General features: G+C 52.4%; 22 protein-coding genes. 16 read left to right on the top strand and 6 right to left on the bottom strand.

What is annotated here, in order from left to right; translation table 11 throughout:
* Nucleotides 1–28: 28 nt before the first annotated feature.
* Both Q4A85_RS11320 and rpoD read right to left on the bottom strand, forming a co-directional pair.
* Nucleotides 29–373, bottom strand: a complete 345-nt coding sequence (locus Q4A85_RS11320) for an aldo/keto reductase (RefSeq protein WP_303110424.1) — start codon at nucleotides 371–373, stop codon at nucleotides 29–31.
* A gap of 93 nt (nucleotides 374–466) precedes the next feature.
* On the bottom strand, nucleotides 467–2,425 hold the full coding sequence (rpoD, locus tag Q4A85_RS11315; RefSeq protein WP_303110422.1) for an RNA polymerase sigma factor RpoD: 1,959 nt from the start codon (nucleotides 2,423–2,425) through the stop codon (nucleotides 467–469).
* A 219-nt stretch (nucleotides 2,426–2,644) separates the two neighbouring features.
* Between rpoD and Q4A85_RS11310 the strand changes: the two genes are divergently transcribed.
* Nucleotides 2,645–2,854 (top strand): hypothetical protein, encoded by a 210-nt coding sequence (locus Q4A85_RS11310; protein ID WP_303110420.1) that lies wholly within the window; start codon nucleotides 2,645–2,647, stop codon nucleotides 2,852–2,854.
* Between the two features lie 121 nt (nucleotides 2,855–2,975).
* On the opposite strand, the gene Q4A85_RS11305 is transcribed toward Q4A85_RS11310, so the two are convergent.
* On the bottom strand, nucleotides 2,976–3,815 hold the full coding sequence (locus Q4A85_RS11305) for a basic amino acid ABC transporter substrate-binding protein (protein ID WP_303110419.1): 840 nt from the start codon (nucleotides 3,813–3,815) through the stop codon (nucleotides 2,976–2,978).
* 247 nt (nucleotides 3,816–4,062) lie between these two features.
* Entirely contained in the window at nucleotides 4,063–4,965 is a 903-nt protein-coding gene (locus Q4A85_RS11300; RefSeq protein WP_303110418.1) for an FKBP-type peptidyl-prolyl cis-trans isomerase, read from the bottom strand.
* Nucleotides 4,966–5,140: 175 nt separating this feature from the next.
* On the opposite strand from Q4A85_RS11300, the gene prmB reads away from it, so the two are divergent.
* The 7 genes from prmB to Q4A85_RS11265 all read left to right on the top strand — a co-directional run bounded on the left by prmB (nucleotide 5,141) and on the right by Q4A85_RS11265 (nucleotide 11,024).
* Nucleotides 5,141–6,040, top strand: coding sequence for a 50S ribosomal protein L3 N(5)-glutamine methyltransferase (gene prmB, locus Q4A85_RS11295; protein ID WP_303110426.1), 900 nt, complete (start codon nucleotides 5,141–5,143; stop codon nucleotides 6,038–6,040).
* A 248-nt stretch (nucleotides 6,041–6,288) separates the two neighbouring features.
* Nucleotides 6,289–6,789, top strand: a complete 501-nt coding sequence (ybeY, locus tag Q4A85_RS11290) for an rRNA maturation RNase YbeY (RefSeq protein WP_303110416.1) — start codon at nucleotides 6,289–6,291, stop codon at nucleotides 6,787–6,789.
* A gap of 50 nt (nucleotides 6,790–6,839) precedes the next feature.
* The gene (gene bioB / locus Q4A85_RS11285) at nucleotides 6,840–7,922 is read left to right on the top strand and encodes a biotin synthase BioB (RefSeq protein ID WP_303110414.1); all 1,083 of its coding nucleotides are present in this window, start codon (nucleotides 6,840–6,842) and stop codon (nucleotides 7,920–7,922) included.
* A gap of 54 nt (nucleotides 7,923–7,976) precedes the next feature.
* Nucleotides 7,977–8,834, top strand: coding sequence for an HlyC/CorC family transporter (locus Q4A85_RS11280; RefSeq protein ID WP_303110413.1), 858 nt, complete (start codon nucleotides 7,977–7,979; stop codon nucleotides 8,832–8,834).
* A 186-nt stretch (nucleotides 8,835–9,020) separates the two neighbouring features.
* The gene (locus tag Q4A85_RS11275; RefSeq protein WP_303110412.1) at nucleotides 9,021–9,566 is read left to right on the top strand and encodes an RNA 2'-phosphotransferase; all 546 of its coding nucleotides are present in this window, start codon (nucleotides 9,021–9,023) and stop codon (nucleotides 9,564–9,566) included.
* Between the two features lie 153 nt (nucleotides 9,567–9,719).
* A complete protein-coding gene (locus Q4A85_RS11270) occupies nucleotides 9,720–9,962 on the top strand; it encodes a hypothetical protein (RefSeq protein WP_303110411.1) in 243 nt (80 codons plus the stop codon).
* Nucleotides 9,963–10,079: 117 nt separating this feature from the next.
* Nucleotides 10,080–11,024, top strand: a complete 945-nt coding sequence (locus tag Q4A85_RS11265) for a class I SAM-dependent methyltransferase (protein WP_303110409.1) — start codon at nucleotides 10,080–10,082, stop codon at nucleotides 11,022–11,024.
* Between the two features lie 167 nt (nucleotides 11,025–11,191).
* Here the strand turns inward: Q4A85_RS11265 and Q4A85_RS11260 are convergent, their stop codons facing one another.
* On the bottom strand, nucleotides 11,192–11,341 hold the full coding sequence (locus Q4A85_RS11260; protein WP_303110408.1) for a hypothetical protein: 150 nt from the start codon (nucleotides 11,339–11,341) through the stop codon (nucleotides 11,192–11,194).
* An 87-nt stretch (nucleotides 11,342–11,428) separates the two neighbouring features.
* Between Q4A85_RS11260 and Q4A85_RS11255 the strand changes: the two genes are divergently transcribed.
* Nucleotides 11,429–12,562 carry a phospholipase A gene (locus Q4A85_RS11255; RefSeq protein WP_303110406.1) on the top strand — a complete coding sequence of 378 codons (1,134 nt, stop codon included), beginning with the start codon at nucleotides 11,429–11,431 and terminating at the stop codon, nucleotides 12,560–12,562.
* Here the strand turns inward: Q4A85_RS11255 and Q4A85_RS11250 are convergent.
* Nucleotides 12,540–12,677 (bottom strand): hypothetical protein, encoded by a 138-nt coding sequence (locus tag Q4A85_RS11250; RefSeq protein ID WP_303110404.1) that lies wholly within the window; start codon nucleotides 12,675–12,677, stop codon nucleotides 12,540–12,542. The genes Q4A85_RS11255 and Q4A85_RS11250 overlap by 23 nt on opposite strands.
* A 138-nt stretch (nucleotides 12,678–12,815) precedes the next feature.
* Here Q4A85_RS11250 and Q4A85_RS11245 point away from each other — a divergent pair, with 138 nt between their 5' ends.
* The 7 genes from Q4A85_RS11245 to Q4A85_RS11215 all read left to right on the top strand — a co-directional run bounded on the left by Q4A85_RS11245 (nucleotide 12,816) and on the right by Q4A85_RS11215 (nucleotide 17,789).
* Nucleotides 12,816–13,460: a DUF502 domain-containing protein gene (locus Q4A85_RS11245; RefSeq protein ID WP_303110402.1), complete on the top strand. Its 645-nt coding sequence runs from the start codon at nucleotides 12,816–12,818 to the stop codon at nucleotides 13,458–13,460.
* 39 nt (nucleotides 13,461–13,499) lie between these two features.
* Nucleotides 13,500–13,910, top strand: coding sequence for a DUF29 domain-containing protein (locus Q4A85_RS11240; protein WP_303110400.1), 411 nt, complete (start codon nucleotides 13,500–13,502; stop codon nucleotides 13,908–13,910).
* Between the two features lie 41 nt (nucleotides 13,911–13,951).
* Nucleotides 13,952–14,539: an NAD(P)H-dependent oxidoreductase gene (locus tag Q4A85_RS11235; protein WP_303110398.1), complete on the top strand. Its 588-nt coding sequence runs from the start codon at nucleotides 13,952–13,954 to the stop codon at nucleotides 14,537–14,539.
* A gap of 70 nt (nucleotides 14,540–14,609) precedes the next feature.
* Nucleotides 14,610–15,062 carry a winged helix-turn-helix domain-containing protein gene (locus Q4A85_RS11230; protein ID WP_303110396.1) on the top strand — a complete coding sequence of 151 codons (453 nt, stop codon included), beginning with the start codon at nucleotides 14,610–14,612 and terminating at the stop codon, nucleotides 15,060–15,062.
* Nucleotides 14,987–15,595, top strand: coding sequence for a restriction endonuclease (locus Q4A85_RS11225; protein WP_303110394.1), 609 nt, complete (start codon nucleotides 14,987–14,989; stop codon nucleotides 15,593–15,595). The genes Q4A85_RS11230 and Q4A85_RS11225 overlap by 76 nt, the downstream gene beginning before the upstream one ends.
* Before the next feature lie 64 nt (nucleotides 15,596–15,659).
* Complete coding sequence (aspS, locus tag Q4A85_RS11220) at nucleotides 15,660–17,468, top strand: aspartate--tRNA ligase (RefSeq protein ID WP_303110392.1); 1,809 nt, start codon at nucleotides 15,660–15,662, stop codon at nucleotides 17,466–17,468.
* A gap of 90 nt (nucleotides 17,469–17,558) precedes the next feature.
* Nucleotides 17,559–17,789, top strand: a complete 231-nt coding sequence (locus tag Q4A85_RS11215) for a glutathione S-transferase N-terminal domain-containing protein (RefSeq protein WP_303110390.1) — start codon at nucleotides 17,559–17,561, stop codon at nucleotides 17,787–17,789.
* The last annotated feature ends 77 nt before the right edge of the window (nucleotides 17,790–17,866 follow it).

Below are 17,866 nucleotides of genomic sequence, written 5' to 3'. Positions count from 1 at the left end.
CCTTATAGGATAAGGTTTCTAGCGGGTTTTAGCCTCCATTTTGTCCTATATGCCTCAAATCAATATAATCCACCCCTAAATCTATAAACGATTGCGCCAGCGCAGCTTGGGCATCGGAGTAGTTTTTATGCTGCGCCAACAGTTTGCTGGTCAGAAAAATATCGGCACGTGCCAAGCCGCTGGCGCGAATGCCTGCGCCCACGCCTTGTTCGTTGCCGTAATCTTGGGCGGTGTCAATATGGCGATAGCCCGCTGCTAAGGCAGCTTGAACGGCTTGGCTGGCATCGGCGTTGTCAATCATCCAAGTGCCCAAGCCCAGTTGCGGAATGGTGATGCCGTTGGCAAGGGTCAGCGTTTGCGTGAGTGCGCTCATTTTTTGCTCCTAATTCTGCGAGACGAAAAACAAAAAACCTGTATTCGCACATTATAGTACGGATACAGGTTCTCAATATTTGCAGCTCCGCGCTTATTTTCCTTCTTCGCTATCCAAAAAACTTTTCAGCTTATCGGAGCGCGTGGGGTGGCGCAGTTTGCGTAACGCTTTGGCTTCAATTTGGCGGATGCGCTCGCGCGTAACGTCAAACTGTTTGCCCACTTCTTCAAGCGTGTGGTCGGTGTTCATGTCAATGCCAAAGCGCATCCGCAGCACTTTCGCTTCGCGCGGCGTTAGGCTTTCCAGCACATCGGCGGTTACTTCGCGCAGGCTGGAATACATCGCCGCTTCGGCAGGCGCAACGTTGTTTACGTCTTCAATAAAATCGCCCAAGTGGCTGTCGTCATCATCGCCAACGGGGGATTCCATAGAAATCGGCTCTTTGGCGATTTTCATGATTTTGCGGATTTTGTCTTCGGGCATTTCCATCAATTCCGCCAGTTTGGCTGAATCGGGGTCTTCGCCTGTTTCTTGCAGATATTGGCGCGAAATGCGGTTCATTTTGTTAATCGTTTCAATCATGTGCACAGGGATGCGGATGGTGCGTGCTTGGTCGGCGATGGAGCGCGTAATCGCTTGGCGAATCCACCAAGTCGCATAAGTGGAAAATTTGTAACCACGGCGGTATTCAAATTTATCCACCGCTTTCATTAAGCCAATATTGCCTTCTTGAATCAAATCAAGAAATTGCAAGCCGCGATTGGTGTATTTTTTGGCAATGGAAATCACCAAACGCAAGTTTGCCTGAATCATTTTTTGCTTGGCGGCGGCGGTTTCTTTTTCGCTTTTTACCATGTTTTTGCTGATGTCTTTGAGCTCGGCGATGGACACGCGAGCGTGTTGTTCCAACTCTGCCATTTCGGTTTGTTTTTCCAAAATGGCGTGGCGGAAGCGGTCTAGCGTTTCGCCCCACGCGCGTTTTTTGCCGATTTCTTCTTCAATCCAGTCCAAATTGGTGGCATTGGGCAGAAAATGGGCGATGAAATAGTCTCTGTCCATGTTGACGCGGTCTAGGCAGATGTCGCGGATTTCGCGTTCCAGCTTGCGGATTTTTTCCACGCGCGAGCGCAGGCTGTCGCTCAATTTTTCAATTTGGCGGGTGGAAAAGCGCACTTCCAGCAATTTGTTGGCGATATTGCCGCGATGTTCTAGGTATTTCGCGCTGCTGCTGCCGCTTTTGTCTAATGCGCGAATCATCAGGTTGTAGCTTTTTTCAATTTGTTTGAAATGGTCTAAAACTTGGGCTTTGAGTTCTTCCAAGTTTTGGCTTTCCATCGCTGCGCTGTCGCCGTCGCCATCTTCGTCATCATCGCTGTCGCCATCATCGGATGAATCATCGTTGGATGCGGCTTGATTGCTGTTCAGGCTGCTTTCCAGATGCCCCAAGCCCAATTCGTTGAGCAAGACTTCGTTGGGGTCAATAATGGCTTCCACCACTTCATCTACTTTGATTTCGTCTTTTTTGATTTGGTTGATTAAATCCAAAATCTCGCCGATAGACCCAGGGCAGGCTGAAATGGCTTGAATCATGTTTTTCAAGGCGTTTTCAATTTCTTTGGCGATTTTGATTTCGTCTTCGCGGGTGAGCAAATCCACTTGCCCCATTTCACGCATATACATACGCACGGGATCGGTGGTGCGTCCAAATTCGGAATCGGCTTGCGACAGCGCGGCTTCGGCTTCGGCAACGGCATCTTCATCGGTGATGGCGGTGCTGTTGTCGTTCATCAGTAGGCTGTCGGCATCGAGGGCTTCTTCGGTTACTTGGATGCCCAAGCCTTGAATCATATTAACGATGTTGTCAATCTGCTCGGCATCGGACATATCGTCGGGCAGGGCATCGTTGATTTCGGCGTAGGTAATGTAGCCGCGCTCTTTGCCTTGGATGATAAGGCGGCGCAGGCGTTCGCGCTGCTCTTCGGGAGTGAGCGGGCGGTTGTCGTTGGCCAGTGTTTCTTCGTTTTCTTGTTCGGGGATGGATTTTTCAGACATAGGGGGCACTCGATGGTTGTGATTTATCCGCGTGGTGTGATGGGATGCTCTGCGTGTATGGATGCAGCGATGGGAACGGATAATGGGTTTTGCCTGCAATAGCGCAGTTGGCTTTCAGGCAAAAAAGTTTGGGAGATATGGTGGTGGGGCTGGGAAATTGCAAGGGCAGCCTGAAAAAGGATTTTGGGGTTTCAGGCTGCGGTTGTTAGGTATGAAGCGGTGTTTGCGCGCACTATCATTTTTCTTGCGCGCGAGACTAAGGAGCGGATGGCGGCGGATGCGGTTTTCAGGCTGCCTTGGATGCGGCTGCGCGGGTTTATGCTTGTTTCATCCCACAGGCTGTTTAGGCAGCCTGAAAATCCCTTGCTTGGGGAAACGCAGAAACCTTTTGACGGGAGTGGTTCAAGCCGTCAAAAGGTTTGGGTTTAAAAACGCGTATCGGCAATTATCATGGATTGTTATCTCGTTGATAGGGTTGCTGCGTTGGTTTTTGCGCGGGCCAGGAACAAACCAGCCTTGCGGTCGCACCGATTTTTAATGGGAAACGGGCTTATTTGCCTGTGGCGAAGTATTTGGCTTCGATTTCGGCGTATTTGCCGCTGGCGCGCACTTTGGCGAGCGAGTCGTTCAGCAGGGCGAGGGTTTGGGCATCGTCTTTGCGAACCGCCATGCCGTAGTGTTCGGCGGGGAAGTCGGGCAGGGCGGCCATTTTGAAGCCTTTGCTGCTGTTGTTTTTAATGTAGTGGGCGACAACGGCGTTGTCCAAAATGCCTGCGTCTACGCCGCCGTTTTCCACTTCTTTGGTGAGCAGGCCCACGTTGTCAAAGCGGACCACTTGCTCGCTGGTCGGTCCGAAGATTTTTTGCGCGGCGTAATCGCCTGTGTAGCCCGTTACCACGCCGATTTTGTGCAGTTTTTTCAAATCTTCCACCTTGGCCACATTTTTGCTGGGCGGCACCAAAACCACTTGGGTGATTTGGTAATAAGGTTCGCTAAACGCCATGGTGGCTTTGCGTTCGTCGGTGATGGTGATGCCTGATACCAACACATCGGCGTCACCGTTGCTTAACGCGGGGAATAGGCTTTCCCACGGCTGGTCTTTGTATTCCACTTTAAAATTGCCCGCTTCGCCCATGGCGTTAATCAGGTCAATATCAAAGCCTGTTACTTTTTTGTTTGCGTCCAGCGATTCAAACGGGGCGAATGTGGCATTGCCCGCCACGCGCAGCACTCTGCCGTTGCCATCGGCTGTGCCTGATGCGCCTGATGCGGCGGCGGGCGCGGGATGGGATGCGCTGTGGTTAGCGGGGGCGTTGCTTTGTCCGCCGCAAGCGGCAAGCGATAGGGTTAAGCATGAGAAAGCGGCAGACAGCCATGTTTTTGTGGTCATTGGTTAAGCATTCCTGTGAGAGTTGATGGCGGGAAAACAATTGGCGGATTTTACCTGATGTTTGGGGCGTAATGTTAAGCGTTTTTTAAGTTTTGTTAGCATCTTGCCGCGTGGCTTAACTTTTGCTGCGGCGTGCTGTTTTGCAAAGGTTTTGCGCGGCCATAAGGCAGCCTGAAAAGTTGCGGCGCGGCTAAAAGAAAAACCGCTTTTCGTGGTATGAAAAGCGGTTTGGCTGCCGTTAAAACGCTTATTTTTTGGCAGGTTGTTGCGCTTGTTGCATTTGTTGTTGCATTTGCTGCATTTGTTTGGCTTGTGCTTCTTGGGCGCGTTTCACCAATTTGTCGCCTTCGCCTTTTTGCACTTTGTTCACTTTGATGTCAAACACCAGCACCGAGTTGGCAGGGATGCCGCCTTGACCGCGTTCGCCATAAGCCAGTTTGGCGGGGATGTAAAGCGTGTATTCGCCGCCTTCTTTCATCAGCTGCAAGCCTTCCACCCAGCCTTGGATAAATGCGCCATCCACCACGGGCGCGTCCATGGGTTGATTGTTGTGGTTTTTGGTGCTGTCAAATACTGTGCCATCGGTCAGGCGACCTTCGTATTCCACGGTTACCAAATCGCCTTTGGCAACTTGTGTGCCTGTGCCTTCTTTGTTTACTTTGTATTGCAAGCCTGATTCGGTGGTTTTTACGCCTTCTTTGGCTTTGTTATCGGCTAGGTATTTTTCGCCTGCGGCTGCGGTTTCGCTGGCTTGTTTTTTAGCAAATTCGTCCATTTTCTTTTGCACGCTGGCAATGGCGGCTTGCGCTTGTTGCTCGTTCAGCTGCGATTGCGTGCCTGCCATTTGGTCGTTCATGCCTTTAATCAGCGCATCGGTGTCCACTTCAATACCGCTTTTTTTCAGCGTATCCAGTTGCGCGCTCATGGCAAATTGGTAGCCCAGCAAGTAGCCCAGTTGTTTGCTTTCGGTTTCCAAGCCTGCTACGGGAGCAGAAGTGGCGGGCGCGGATGTTGCTGCGCCTGATGCGCTGGACGTGGCAGCGGGGGCTGCGCCTGATGCGGCTGGGGTGGGCTGCCCTGCGTTTTGGTTACACGCGGCTAGGGCGAGCGAAGCGGCGATGATGCTTAAAATAAAAGACTGTTTTTTCATGGATGTATCCTTTTTACGGAGATTGAAAGGGCGCGATTATAGCGGTTTTTTATTTGTTGGCACATTGGTTTATAATGGTCTTTTCATTTGCTTAACAATTTTATTCACAATGAATCACACAGTATCCAGCCAGCAAAGGCAGCCTGAAAACGGGCAAAACGCAACCCAGCCCGATTTGTTCAACGAAGCCCAAGGCAGCCTGAAAACGCTGCGCGATGTGTTGCGCTTTGCTGTTAGCCGCTTTAACGAAGCGGGTTTATTTTTTGGGCATGGCAGCGACAACGCACACGATGAAGCGGCGTATTTGATTTTGCACACGCTGCATTTGCCGCTGGATACGCTGGAACCTTATTTAGACGCGGTGTTGCTGCCCAGCGAGCGTGCGGCGGTGCTGGTGTTGGTGCAACGGCGCGTTGAAGAGCGCGTGCCTGTGGCGTATCTTACGCATCAGGCTTGGCAGGGCGAATATGATTTTTATGTGGACGAGCGCGTGATTGTGCCGCGTTCGTTTGTGTATGAACTCTTGGGCGAGCCGCTTGCGCCGTGGATTGAACACCCCGAGCTGGTGCATCGCGCGCTGGATTTGTGCACAGGCAGCGGCTGCTTGGCAATTCAAATTGCCGACCATTATCCCGCCGCGCAAGTGGACGCGGTGGACATCAGCTTAGATGCGCTGGAAGTGGCGGCAATCAACGTGGAAGAATATGGGCTGCAAGAGCGCATCAACCTGATTCACACCGATTTATTTGAAGGCTTGGAGGGCACATACGATTTGATTGTCTCCAACCCGCCGTATGTGGATGCCGAGAGCGTGGCGGCGTTGCCCGAAGAATATTTGCACGAACCAGAACTGGCGTTGGGCAGTGGCGTAGATGGCTTGGATGCCACGCGCCAAATTTTGCTGCACGCGGCGAAGTTCCTGAACCCGCAAGGCGTGCTGCTGGTGGAAATTGGGCACAACCGCGACGCGCTGGAAGCGGCGTATCCCGAATTGCCGTTTATGTGGCTGGAAACCAGCGGCGGCGATGGGTTTGTGTTTTTGCTGACGCGCGAGCAGCTTTTGGGCGGGGCGTAGCGCAGTAGGCAGCCTGAAAATTATTTGCCAGCGCACGGCTTGCCAGCAAGCCGTAGGGAACGCGGGGCAAACATTTCAGGCTGCCCCATCATCTGCGCCCGCGTTTGGGCAGCGCATTTTCAGGCTGCCTAAATGGTAGAAACAAACCCTGTATCCATTCACCTTTGCCACAACCTTAGAACCCCATTAGGCAGCCTGAAAATAGATTTTTGGGTTTTCAGGCTGCTTCACATCTCACCCACAAAACCATGAAACAAGCCAAACAATTCCCCTTTCTCGCCATCCAAAAACAACGCTTCGCCTTTGCCTTTGCCAACCAAAGCAGCGAGCGCAATATCCCCAGCGAACGCCAGTTCTACCAATGGATTTGGCACGCGCTGAAAAACGAATACCGCCGCGCCGAAATCTCGCTTTTGCTGCTGGACGAAGCCGATGCCCGCGCCTACAACCGCGATTATCGCCAAAAAGACTACGCCACCAATGTCCTGAGCTTCGCGCTCAACGAGGGCGAAATCATGCTGCCCGAAAGCGACCACACCCTGCGCGGCGATTTAATCATTTGCCCGCAAGTGGTGAGCCGCGAAGCCACCGAGCAAGGCAAGCTCATCGCGCACCACTACGCGCATTTGGTGATACACGGCACGCTGCATCTGATGGGCTACGACCACATCAGCGATGATAAAGCCGAAGCGATGGAAGCCTTGGAAACTGCCTTGTTGGCGCAGCTTGGCATCGCCAATCCCTACTAAATAAGCCGCCCCCAGAGGCAGCCTGAAAACCCAATCTACAAGGAAATCCCATGACTTACCTACGCCCCGTAGCCCTGCGCCGCGCCGCCAAGCCCAAGCCGCACCCCACCGCCCAATATTGGAGCAAATGCCAAGTGGAAGGCTTGTTTAACCAGCCCTTCTTGGAACTCGTTTTTCAGGCTGCCCAAGTGCACCGCGAGCATTTTGACCCCCGCGCCGTGCAGCTATCCACCTTGTTATCGGTGAAAACAGGCGGTTGCACCGAAGACTGCGAATACTGCCCGCAATCCGCGCACTACCACACAGGCGTAGAAAAAACAGGCTTGATGAATGTGGACGACGTGGTTGCCTTGGCTCAAATCGCCAAAAAACGCGGCGCAAGCCGATTTTGCATGGGCGCAGCATGGCGCAGCCCCAAGCCCGAAGACATCCTCCAGCTTGCCGACATGGTTCGCGCCGTGAAAGCCATAGGGCTGGAAACCTGCGGCACATTTGGCTTGCTGGATGAAGGCATGGCGCAAAGCCTGCACGAAGCGGGGCTGGATTACTACAACCACAACCTAGACACCGACCCCAGCCGCTACAACGACATCATCCACACCCGCCGTCACGAAGACCGCATGGACACGCTGGGCAAGGTGCGCGAAGCGGGGCTCAAAATTTGCTGCGGCGGCATCGTAGGCATGAACGAAACCCGCGCCGAACGCGCAGGCTTAATCGCCAGCCTAGCCAATTTAGACCCGCAGCCTGAAAGCGTGCCGATTAACCAGCTCATCAAAATAGACGGCACGCCGCTTGCCGATGTGCCCGATTTGGATTGGACAGAATTTGTGCGCACCATCGCCGTGGCGCGGATTACCATGCCGCAAAGCTATGTGCGCCTATCCGCAGGGCGCGCCGATATGCCCGAAGCCATGCAAGCAATGTGTTTTATGGCGGGCGCAAATTCCATTTTCTACGGCGACACCTTGCTCACATCGCCTAACCCCGAAGAAAGTGGCGACCGCGCCTTGCTGGCTAAATTGGATTTGTATCCGCTGGGCAGCGAAGAAGCCGATGAAGCCCACGATGCCACAAGGCAGCCTGAAAACGAACAGGGCGGCTGTGGCTGCGCTTGCGCGGGGAATCAATAGGCAGCCTGAAAATATAGGCAGCCTGAAACCCATTAACCACCGCAATCAAAAATTATGGACGACACCACCCCCCAACCCAAACCCACCCTGTTCAACCGCCTATTCACCCGCGTTTCAGGCAGCATCGCCATCCCCGAAACGCCCGCCCAATGGCTAGACTTGCTGCGCCAAGCCAAAACCCAAGCGCAAAACAGCCTAGACGGCGACACGCTGTTGCGCCTAGAAAACCTGTTCAAATTCAGCCAACTATCCGTGCGCGATGCCATGATGACCCGCGCCCAAATGGACGTTATCAAAACCACCGACAGCATAGACCGCATCATCGCCTACGCCGTGGACACCGCCCATTCGCGCTTTCCCGTGATAGAAGAAGACAAAGACCACATCATCGGCATCCTGCACGCCAAAGATCTGCTCAAATACACGCTCAACCCCGAGCAATTCAAGCTGGAACACATCCTGCGCCCCGCCGTGTTTGTGCCCGAGAGCAAATCGCTCAACAGCCTGCTCAAAGACTTCCAAGCCCAGCGCAACCACATGGCGATTGTGGTGGACGAATACGGCGGCATTTCAGGCTTGGTAACGTTTGAAGACGTGATTGAGCAGATTGTTGGCAAAATTGAAGACGAGTTTGACGAAGACGACAGCGCGGACAACATCTTCCCCGTGTCCGCCGAGCGCTGGCGCATCAAAGCCACCACCGAAATCGCCGACATCAACGCATACTTTGGCACCGCGTTCAGCGACGAAGAAGCCGACACCATCGGCGGCTTGGTGATACACGAGCTGGGGCATTTGCCCGTGCGCGGCGAAAAAGTGCAACTGGGCGATTTGCTGTTTAACGTTGCCCGCGCCGACAACCGCCGCTTGCACACGCTGATGGCAACACGCGTTACGCCGAAATCCGAATAAACAACGCAAGAGTAAGGCAGCCTGAAAACCCTTTTAACCCCATTTTCAGGCTGCCTTATCCATCCAATCACAATCCCCAAAGGCAGCCTTGCCCCTTTGTCCAAATCTTTGGTTTGGGCAACAAAGGGGTATACCGCAACGCAACGCGCAAGGTTGAAACCACAATTTAACGAAGTTCCAATAATTATGACCGACCCCCACATCCAAACCAGCAAATTCCTTAGCTACATCCTGCGCCACCACCCCGAAAGCATCGGCATCACGCTAGACAGCCAAGGCTGGGTAAACATAGACACCCTGCTTGCCCAAGCCGCCCAACACAACCGCCCCATCAGCCGCGCGCAACTGCTGGAAATCGTCGCCACCAATCCCAAAAAACGCTTCACCCTATCCAGCGACCAAACCCAAATCCGCGCCGCGCAAGGGCACAGCACCGCCCAAGTCGCCATTGCCCACCCACCCATCCAGCCGCCCGCCACGCTGTACCACGGCACCGCCACCCGCTTTTTAGACAGCATCCGCACCCAAGGGCTTATCGCAGGCAGCCGCCACCATGTGCACCTATCCGCCGACATCCCCACCGCGCAAAAAGTCGGACAACGCCACGGCAAACCCATCGTGCTGCGCATCAACGCCGCCGCCATGCACGCCGCAGGGCATTCGTTTTATTTAAGCGACAACCAAGTCTGGCTCACCGACCACGTTCCCCCGCAATACATCAGCGAAGAATAGGCAGCCTGAAATCTAAGAACCTGTATTCACTAATTTCCTAGTCATCTTTAATGCCCTAAAAACGCGGCTACCGCGTTAAAAATGCGCGCAAGGTGTCCAACCTTGCTGTGCTTTTTGCCTTGTATCCACGCTTTTATGTCATCAAATCTGCCTATGGAAATAGTGAATACAGGTTCTAAAATGGAGCGGCGGCGGCTCGCCGCCAAATGGCGGATTAACCAGAGCAGGACGGGTTTACCAAGATGTCAGCGAGCCACCCCCGCGCCATTGATTGTCGCTTTCAGCGAAGCCAAAATCATCCGCCAGAACACGCGCCTTGCCGCGTACCACGCTCGCGTAGCCCAACCATCGCCGCCACCCCCAAAGGCAGCCTTGCCCCTTTGTCCAAATCTTTGATTTGGGTATTAAGTAAGCATCTAAATCTATGATTTAGCCATGCGAACTTATGCAAAGCTCAGGGGTAGTCCGCAGTGCAACGCGCAAGGTAGAAAACCCACCCACCCCATCCCCACCATGACCACCATCAACGACCTAATCAACCGCATCGGCAAAAACCTAAAACACCAACTCAAATGGGCGCGTCGCCACAACCTAGAAGCATGGCGCATCTACGACCGCGACATCCCGCAATACCCCTTCGCCATCGATGTTTACCGCGACCACATCCACCTGCAAGAATACGACACAGGCTGGCAACAAAGCCCCGCCGAGCGCAAAGCATGGCTGCTAGAAATCCTAGCCGCCCTAGAACACATCACAGGCTTCCCCCAGCACCACATCCATCTCAAACAACGCGCCCGCCAAAAAGGCGCAGCCCAATACCAAAAAACAGGCAAAACAGGCGAAGACTTCATCATCCAAGAAAACGGCCGCCAATTTTGGGTAAACCTAGACAAATACCTAGACACAGGGCTATTCCTAGACCACCGCAACACCCGCCAAAAAGTCGGCAACATCGCCGCAGGCAAACGCTTTCTCAACCTATTTTCCTACACAGGCAGCTTCACCGTTTACGCAGCCACAGGCGGTGCAATCAGCAGCGAAACCGTTGATTTATCCAACACTTATCTGGAATGGGCAGAACGCAACTTCCAGCTTAACCACATAGATTTAAGCCAACATCAAATCATCCGCGCCGACGTGTTCCAATACCTGCAACAAGCCGCCCAACAGCGCAAACAGTTTGACCTTATCGTGCTAGACCCGCCCAGCTTTTCCAACAGCAAAAAAATGCAAGACACGCTAGACATCCAGCGCGACCAAACCACGCTTATCCACGGCGCAATGGCATTGCTCGCCCCAAGCGGCACGCTCTATTTTTCCAACAACCTACGCAGCTTTGAACTCAACCCCCAGCTTGCCGCGCAATACCACATCCACAACATCACCCACCAATCCATCCCCGAAGATTTCCGCAACAAGAAAATCCACCAATGCTGGGAGATTAGGCATCAATGATTTTCAGGCTGCCTATGTTGTCCCGCATAAGGCAGCCTGAAAACGCTGCCAAACCCATCACAACCCAATGGAGCATCGGCGGCTCGCCGACATCTCGCCAACCAGCAAAGCACCATTTAACAACAAACCTCCGCCGCCCCATTTTCAGGCTGCCTTGTAACCCCAAATTAAGTGGCAGCCTGAAAACCAAAAAACGCCATAGAACCTTTGCCACGACCCAAGGCAGCCTGAAAAATCAAACCGTTTGATGTCGGGTTAAACGACTTTTTATTGAGTGGACTGGTTTTCAGGCTGCCTACCCTACAAGCTAACCACAAAGCACAAACATACTTTCAGGCTGCCTTACCCCCACAAAATCAGTTAAAATACCCCCCATTCCAAACAACCTAACCCCAAATAAACAAATGAAAAAAGCCATCCTACTCTCACTCATCAGCTTCGCCCCATTTGCCCAAGCCGAAACCGAAATCCCACTCACGCCCACCAACGAGCCCACCGCCAGCGCAAACATCGCCCCCGCCCCCGCCGAAGCACCCGCCCAATCCTGCGTCGCCATCAGCGACCCCACCAGCCGTCTCGCCTGCTACGACCGCGCCTACGCCAGCCCCAGCCAACCCCAATCCAAAAGCATAGACCTAGCCCAAACGCACGCCACCAGCAAAGCCAACCAAAGCGCGCAAATCGTCTTTGCCGAACCCAGCAGCGACAGCGAAAGCTATTCCCTGCTATCACGGCTCTACGACCTAGACAGAAACAACGAAAACGGCGTATTCAGCATCCGTGAGCACGAACCCATGTACATCCTGCCCGCATGGTATCGCTCATCGCCCAACTACACCCCCAGCAGCCCCACGCGCGGCGTAGCCATTGACGACATCCACACCCAACAAAAACGCATTGAAACCAAAATGCAAATCTCCCTAAAAACCAAAATCGCCGAAGACTTATTTGGCACACACGCCGACCTATGGGCAGCCTACACCCAACAATCCAACTGGCAGGTTTACAACCGTGGCAAAAAATCCGCCCCTTTCCGCAACAGCGACTACGCCCCCGAGCTGTTTCTCACCCAGCCCGTTAAAGCCAATCTCCCCTTTGGCGGCAAACTGCGCATGCTCGGCGTAGGCTACATCCACCAATCCAACGGACAAAGCCAACCCCTATCGCGCTCATGGAACCGCATCTATGCGATGGCAGGCATGGAATGGGGCAAACTCTCCGTCGTCCCCCGCATCTGGACACGCCTAGACCCCGAAAACGACAAAGACGACAACCCCGACATCATGCACTACATGGGCTACGGCGACATCCGTCTCGCCTACCAATTCAACAACAAACACACCCTATCCAGCACCCTGCGCTACAACCCCCGCCACGGCAAAGGCGCAGTGCAACTCAACTACACCTTCCCCATCAAAGGCAACCTAAAAGGCTATGTGCAAGGCTTCTACGGCTACGGCGAAAGCCTGATTGACTACAACCACAAACAAAAAGGCATCGGCTTAGGGCTCATGTTCAACGGCTGGGACGCGCTTTAATCCAACCCTCAAAGGCAGCCTGAAAACAAGAAATGCCGTCATTCCCGCGTAGGCGGGAATCTTGTTTGATATTCAGAAATTCCTGAATAAACAAATCATTGGCTAACGCAACCACGATGCTTGTTCACGCAAAATATCAGCGTTAGCCGTTCCATAAAGGTTTCAGGCTGCCTTAACATCACCAACCAAACCACCCGCAAAGCGCGTATAATCCCGCCCTTTTACCACCCCGCCCACCCCCAACCCGCGCACCATGAGCATCGGCAAGTACCTAAAAAAATACCTTATCGCAGGGCTACTCGTATGGCTGCCCATCGCCGTAACCATCTGGCTCATCGGCTACATCATCAACGCCACCGACTGGCTCGCCAACCTTGTTCCACAAAAATGGCAGCCTGAAAACTACATCGGCTTTAACATTCCAGGGCAAGGCTTCATCATCGCCATCATCGTCTTGCTGATTACAGGCATCTTCGCCGCCAATATGCTCGGGCGCAAATTCCTAGAAGCATGGGACAGCCTGCTCGGGCGCATCCCCGTAGTAAAATCCATCTATTCCAGCGTAAAAAAAGTATCCGAAAGCCTATTGTCCGACAACGCACGCTCATTCCAAACCCCCGTGCTCATCCCCTTTCCCCAGCCCAATATTTGGACAATCGCATTCGTATCAGGCGAAGTGCCACAAGCCATCGCTAAAGCCCTACCCGAGCAAACCGACTACGTTTCCGTGTACGTTCCCACCACGCCCAATCCCACAGGCGGCTACTACATCATGGTGCGCCGCAGCGACATCCGCCAATTCAACATGAGCGTGGATGAAGCCCTAAAATACGTCATCTCACTCGGCATGGTGATGCCCAGCGACCAGCCCAGCATAGAGCAGCCTGAAAAGCAATAAACAAGAAGTGCAACATGAATATCCATTACAATCAAGATTTTGCCGCATGGACTGCACACCAAGCCGCACTATATAAAAGCAGGCAAAATGCAAGAGTTGGACGTTGCCAACCTAATTGAAGAAATGGAAGCCATGAGCCGCAAAGAACATCGCGAATTACTCCGCCGCATGGGTATTCTGATTGCACACTTATTAAAATGGACGTATCAACCCACGCATCGCGACGATAGCTGGCGCAGAACCATTCTTGACCAACGCCAAGAAATCAACGACTTAATAGAAGATTCACCCAGTTTAGCCAATCATTTTCACGATAACGAATGGCTGCAAAAAGCATGGCAGCGTGGCGTACAACAAGCCGCGATTGAAACAGGTATCCAAATCTTGCCGCAAGAGCCGATTTGGACAGCAACCGAAATCCGCGAGAAAGATTTTTTTGCGTACGAATAACATTCAGGCAGCCTGAAACCCCGCAACCACAAGGACACACCATGAACATTCTCCTAATCAACGGCGGCAAAGCATTCGGACATTCGCAAGGCAAACTCAACCACAGCCTGCACACGCTCGCGCAAGAAACACTCGCCGCACTTGGGCATCACACCCAAGAAACCGTGATTGACAACGGCTACGATGCCCAAGCAGAAGTGGAAAAAATCCTATGGGCAGATGCCGTGATTTGGCAAATGCCCGCATGGTGGATGGGCGAGCCGTGGACAGTTAAAGAATACATGGACAAAGTATTTTCCGCAGGCGCAGGCAAACTATTCGCCAGCGATGGGCGACACAGCGCCACGCCCACCGAAGGCTACGGCACAGGCGGCTTGTTGCACGGCAAGCACCATATGCTCTCGCTCACATGGAACGCACCCATTGAAGCCTTTACCCGCGCGGGCGATTTTTTCGACGGCGCAGGCGTGGACGGCGTGTATTTGCATTTTCACAAAGCCAACGAATTTTTAGGCATGCGCCCGCTGCCCACCTTTATCTGCAACGATGTCATCAAAAACCCGCAGCCTGAACACTATTTCGCCGATTACGCGCAGCATTTAACGAAAGTGTTTGGCAAAGCCGAATAATCGTTTTCAGGCAGCCTGAAAATATATCTATTGGATTGACAGCCACAGCCTTCCGCCAAATAAAATCCAAATGCAACAATACCCTCCGACGACCTTTTATATTCAAAAGGTCGGAAAATTTGAGACTGTTATGCCCCTACTCAATAACAATGAATTGCGCCGTCCCATTTTACAGTTATTATCAGACGGTAACCTGTGGCGAAAATCCCAACTCATTAAACCGCTTGCCGAAAAACTCGGCTTGAATGAGGCGGAAATCAATGCCGAATACCCATCGGGCAACGGCAACATCTTTGCAGATAAAATTTCATGGGTATTAAGCTATCATGCTTTAACGGGTTTATTATTGCGTCCCAAGCGCGGCTTTTACCAAATCACCGACTTGGGAAAACAATATGCCGATAAAGACGATATTGAATTGAAGTCATCAATTTTGTTAAAGAAAAAATGGCGTTACGTCATAATAACAAAGACGATAAAACAGAAATCTATAACGAAATCGAATCTGATACAGACCCGATAACCCAACTGGAACAATCTTTCCACGCAATCCGCCAAACGGTTTATGACGAGATTTTAGAAACCGTCATTAGCAAAACGCCCGCAACATTTGAGAAATTGGTAGTCGATTTACTGAAACATATGGGTTACGGCGGTAAAGTGGAAAAATCCGCCATCGTTACCAAACAAAGCCGGGACGGCGGTATTGACGGGGAAATCCGTGAAGACGTATTGGGTTTGGGGCGTATTTTTATTCAGGCAAAACGCTACCGCCGTCAGGAAACCATCGGCCGCCCTGCTATTCAAACATTTGCAGGCGCTATCAATCCGCAAGATAAAGGAGTATTTATCACAACGGCACATTATTCCAAAGATGCCGTTGAATACGCGCAAAACCGTTTCAGTCCGCGAATCATACTGATTGATGGGCAACAATTGGCAGAATATATTTATCATTACGGTTTGGGCATGCAGACCGAACAAATATTCAGCATTAAAAAACTGGACAGCGATTTTTGGGACGACTTACCCGATGATATACATCAAGTGAAATAATTTTCAGGCAGCCTGCACCAAATTTTACACATAACCCTTTAACATTCAACAAGAAAGAACCACCATGCGTACCAACTACTGCGGCTTAATCAACGAAGCCTATCTAGACCAAACCGTAACCGTAAAAGGCTGGGTGCACCGCCGCCGCGACCACGGTGGGGTTATTTTTATTGACCTGCGCGACCGCGAAGGCATCGTGCAAGTGGTGATTGACCCCGACACGCCCGAAGCCTTTGCGCTTGCCGATTCCGCACGTAACGAGTTCGTGCTCAGCATCACAGGGCGCGTGCGCCATCGCCCCGAGGGCACCACCAACGACAAAATGGTGTCAGGCAAAATTGAAATTCTCGCCAAAGAAATTGAGATTTTGAACCCCGCCGCCACGCCCCCCTTTATGATTGACGATGAAAACATCAGCGAAACCGTGCGCCTGCAAAACCGCGTGATTGACCTGCGCCGTCCCGTGATGCAGCGCAATCTGCGCCTGCGCTATCAAGTGGCGATGGGCGTGCGCCGTTATTTGGACGCGCAAGGCTTTATTGACATTGAAACGCCCATGCTCACACGCTCCACCCCCGAGGGCGCGCGCGATTACCTTGTGCCCAGCCGCGTGCACGCAGGCGAATTTTTCGCGCTGCCACAATCGCCCCAGCTCTTCAAACAACTGCTGATGGTGGCAGGCTTTGACCGCTATTACCAAATCACCAAATGCTTCCGCGATGAAGATTTGCGCGCCGATAGGCAGCCTGAATTTACCCAAATTGACTTGGAAACGTCTTTCCTGAACGAAAACGAAATCATGGACATCACCGAGGGCATGGCAAAACAAGTGTTCAAAGACGCGCTGGGCGTGGATTTGGGCGACTTCCCGCGTATGCCATACAGCGAAGCCATGTTTAAATACGGCTCAGACAAGCCCGATATGCGCGTGTCGTTGGTATTCACCGAGCTAACAGACGTGATGAAAACGGAAGAGTTCAAAGTATTCCGCGCCGCTGCCGATATGCCCAACGGTCGCGTGGTCGCCTTGCGCGTGCACAATGGCGCAAAATTGAGCCGCAAAGACATTGACGAATACACCAAATTTGTCGGTATTTACGGCGCAAAAGGCTTGGCGTATATCAAAGTGAACGATGTGAACAATTTGAGCAACGGCGAAGACAGCGGCTTGCAATCGCCGATTGTGAAATTCCTATCCGAAGGCTGCCTGAAAACCATTATTGAGCGCACAGGCGCGCAAAACGGCGATTTGATTTTCTTCGGCGCAGACAAAGCCAAAGTGGTGAACGAAGCGATTGGTGCATTGCGGATTAAAGTCGGACACGAACACGGCGTGGCAGATGGCTATTTTGTGGACGAATGGAAACCGCTGTGGGTGGTGGATTTCCCCATGTTTGAATACGATGAAGAAGAAAACCGCTACACCGCGATGCACCACCCGTTCACATCGCCCAAAGCAGGGCATGAAGATTTGATGGAAACGCAGCCTGAAAACTGCCTAGCCCGCGCCTACGATATGGTGTTGAACGGCTGGGAAATTGGCGGCGGCTCAATCCGTATCCACCGCGCCGAAGTACAAGAAAAAGTGTTCGCCGCGCTGAAAATCAGCCCCGAAGAGCAGCAAAACAAATTTGGCTTCCTGCTGGATAATTTGAAATTCGGCGCGCCACCACACGGCGGTTTGGCGTTTGGCTTAGACCGCTTGGTAACGCTGATGGCGGGCGCAGAGTCTATCCGCGATGTGATTGCCTTCCCGAAAACACAACGCGCCCAAGACTTGCTGGTGGACGCGCCCAACACCGTGGACGAGAAACAGTTGCGTGAATTGAACTTGCGGCTGCGCGTGAAAGCGGCGGAAAGCAAGGAAGCGTAGTCAGCAGTAAGCATAAATAGGCAGTCTGAAAATGGGAAATGTGTTTTCAGACTGCCTTTTGTTTAATCAATCATTAGGAGATAAATCATCATGTTAAAACTCTACACCGCATCAGGTTTGCCCACGCCGCACGGCTTTGTGCGCAGTTCATCAGCCTTTTGCTGGAAAACAGAAGCCCTGCTCACGTTGGCGAAGCTGCCGTTTGAGCGCGAATTTGTGAACGATATTTCCAAAATGCCTAAGGGCAACATCCCCGTGCTGGACGACAACGGAAAGTCCGTGCCCGATAGCGTGCACATTCAGCGTTATCTCGCCACGTAATATGGCTTTGATTTGGATAAAGATTGGGGCTGTCCTAGATAACTCAGGAAATTCACATTAAGTTAGAATTTCCCCTA

Origin of the sequence: Kingella sp. (in: b-proteobacteria) (assembly GCF_030527935.1) — a bacterium.
Taxonomy (GTDB): Bacteria; Pseudomonadota; Gammaproteobacteria; order Burkholderiales; family Neisseriaceae; genus Kingella_B.
This window is presented reverse-complemented; position numbering and strand designations above follow the sequence as displayed.

What these genes read in the sequence shown, in the direction of transcription:
- aspS (WP_303110392.1), top strand. Translation starts at nt 15,660, where the DNA reads ATGCGTACCAACTACTGCGGCTTAATCAACGAAGCCTATCTAGACCAA.
- Q4A85_RS11300 (WP_303110418.1), bottom strand. Translation starts at nt 4,965, where the DNA reads ATGAAAAAACAGTCTTTTATTTTAAGCATCATCGCCGCTTCGCTCGCC.
- Q4A85_RS11225 (WP_303110394.1), top strand. Translation starts at nt 14,987, where the DNA reads ATGGCGTTACGTCATAATAACAAAGACGATAAAACAGAAATCTATAAC.
- Q4A85_RS11280 (WP_303110413.1), top strand. Translation starts at nt 7,977, where the DNA reads ATGGACGACACCACCCCCCAACCCAAACCCACCCTGTTCAACCGCCTA.
- rpoD (WP_303110422.1), bottom strand. Translation starts at nt 2,425, where the DNA reads ATGTCTGAAAAATCCATCCCCGAACAAGAAAACGAAGAAACACTGGCC.
- ybeY (WP_303110416.1), top strand. Translation starts at nt 6,289, where the DNA reads ATGAAACAAGCCAAACAATTCCCCTTTCTCGCCATCCAAAAACAACGC.
- Q4A85_RS11215 (WP_303110390.1), top strand. Translation starts at nt 17,559, where the DNA reads ATGTTAAAACTCTACACCGCATCAGGTTTGCCCACGCCGCACGGCTTT.
- Q4A85_RS11235 (WP_303110398.1), top strand. Translation starts at nt 13,952, where the DNA reads ATGAACATTCTCCTAATCAACGGCGGCAAAGCATTCGGACATTCGCAA.
- Q4A85_RS11305 (WP_303110419.1), bottom strand. Translation starts at nt 3,815, where the DNA reads ATGACCACAAAAACATGGCTGTCTGCCGCTTTCTCATGCTTAACCCTA.
- Q4A85_RS11265 (WP_303110409.1), top strand. Translation starts at nt 10,080, where the DNA reads ATGACCACCATCAACGACCTAATCAACCGCATCGGCAAAAACCTAAAA.
- Q4A85_RS11320 (WP_303110424.1), bottom strand. Translation starts at nt 373, where the DNA reads ATGAGCGCACTCACGCAAACGCTGACCCTTGCCAACGGCATCACCATT.
- Q4A85_RS11275 (WP_303110412.1), top strand. Translation starts at nt 9,021, where the DNA reads ATGACCGACCCCCACATCCAAACCAGCAAATTCCTTAGCTACATCCTG.
- Q4A85_RS11270 (WP_303110411.1), top strand. Translation starts at nt 9,720, where the DNA reads ATGGAAATAGTGAATACAGGTTCTAAAATGGAGCGGCGGCGGCTCGCC.
- bioB (WP_303110414.1), top strand. Translation starts at nt 6,840, where the DNA reads ATGACTTACCTACGCCCCGTAGCCCTGCGCCGCGCCGCCAAGCCCAAG.
- Q4A85_RS11230 (WP_303110396.1), top strand. Translation starts at nt 14,610, where the DNA reads ATGCAACAATACCCTCCGACGACCTTTTATATTCAAAAGGTCGGAAAA.
- Q4A85_RS11245 (WP_303110402.1), top strand. Translation starts at nt 12,816, where the DNA reads ATGAGCATCGGCAAGTACCTAAAAAAATACCTTATCGCAGGGCTACTC.
- Q4A85_RS11255 (WP_303110406.1), top strand. Translation starts at nt 11,429, where the DNA reads ATGAAAAAAGCCATCCTACTCTCACTCATCAGCTTCGCCCCATTTGCC.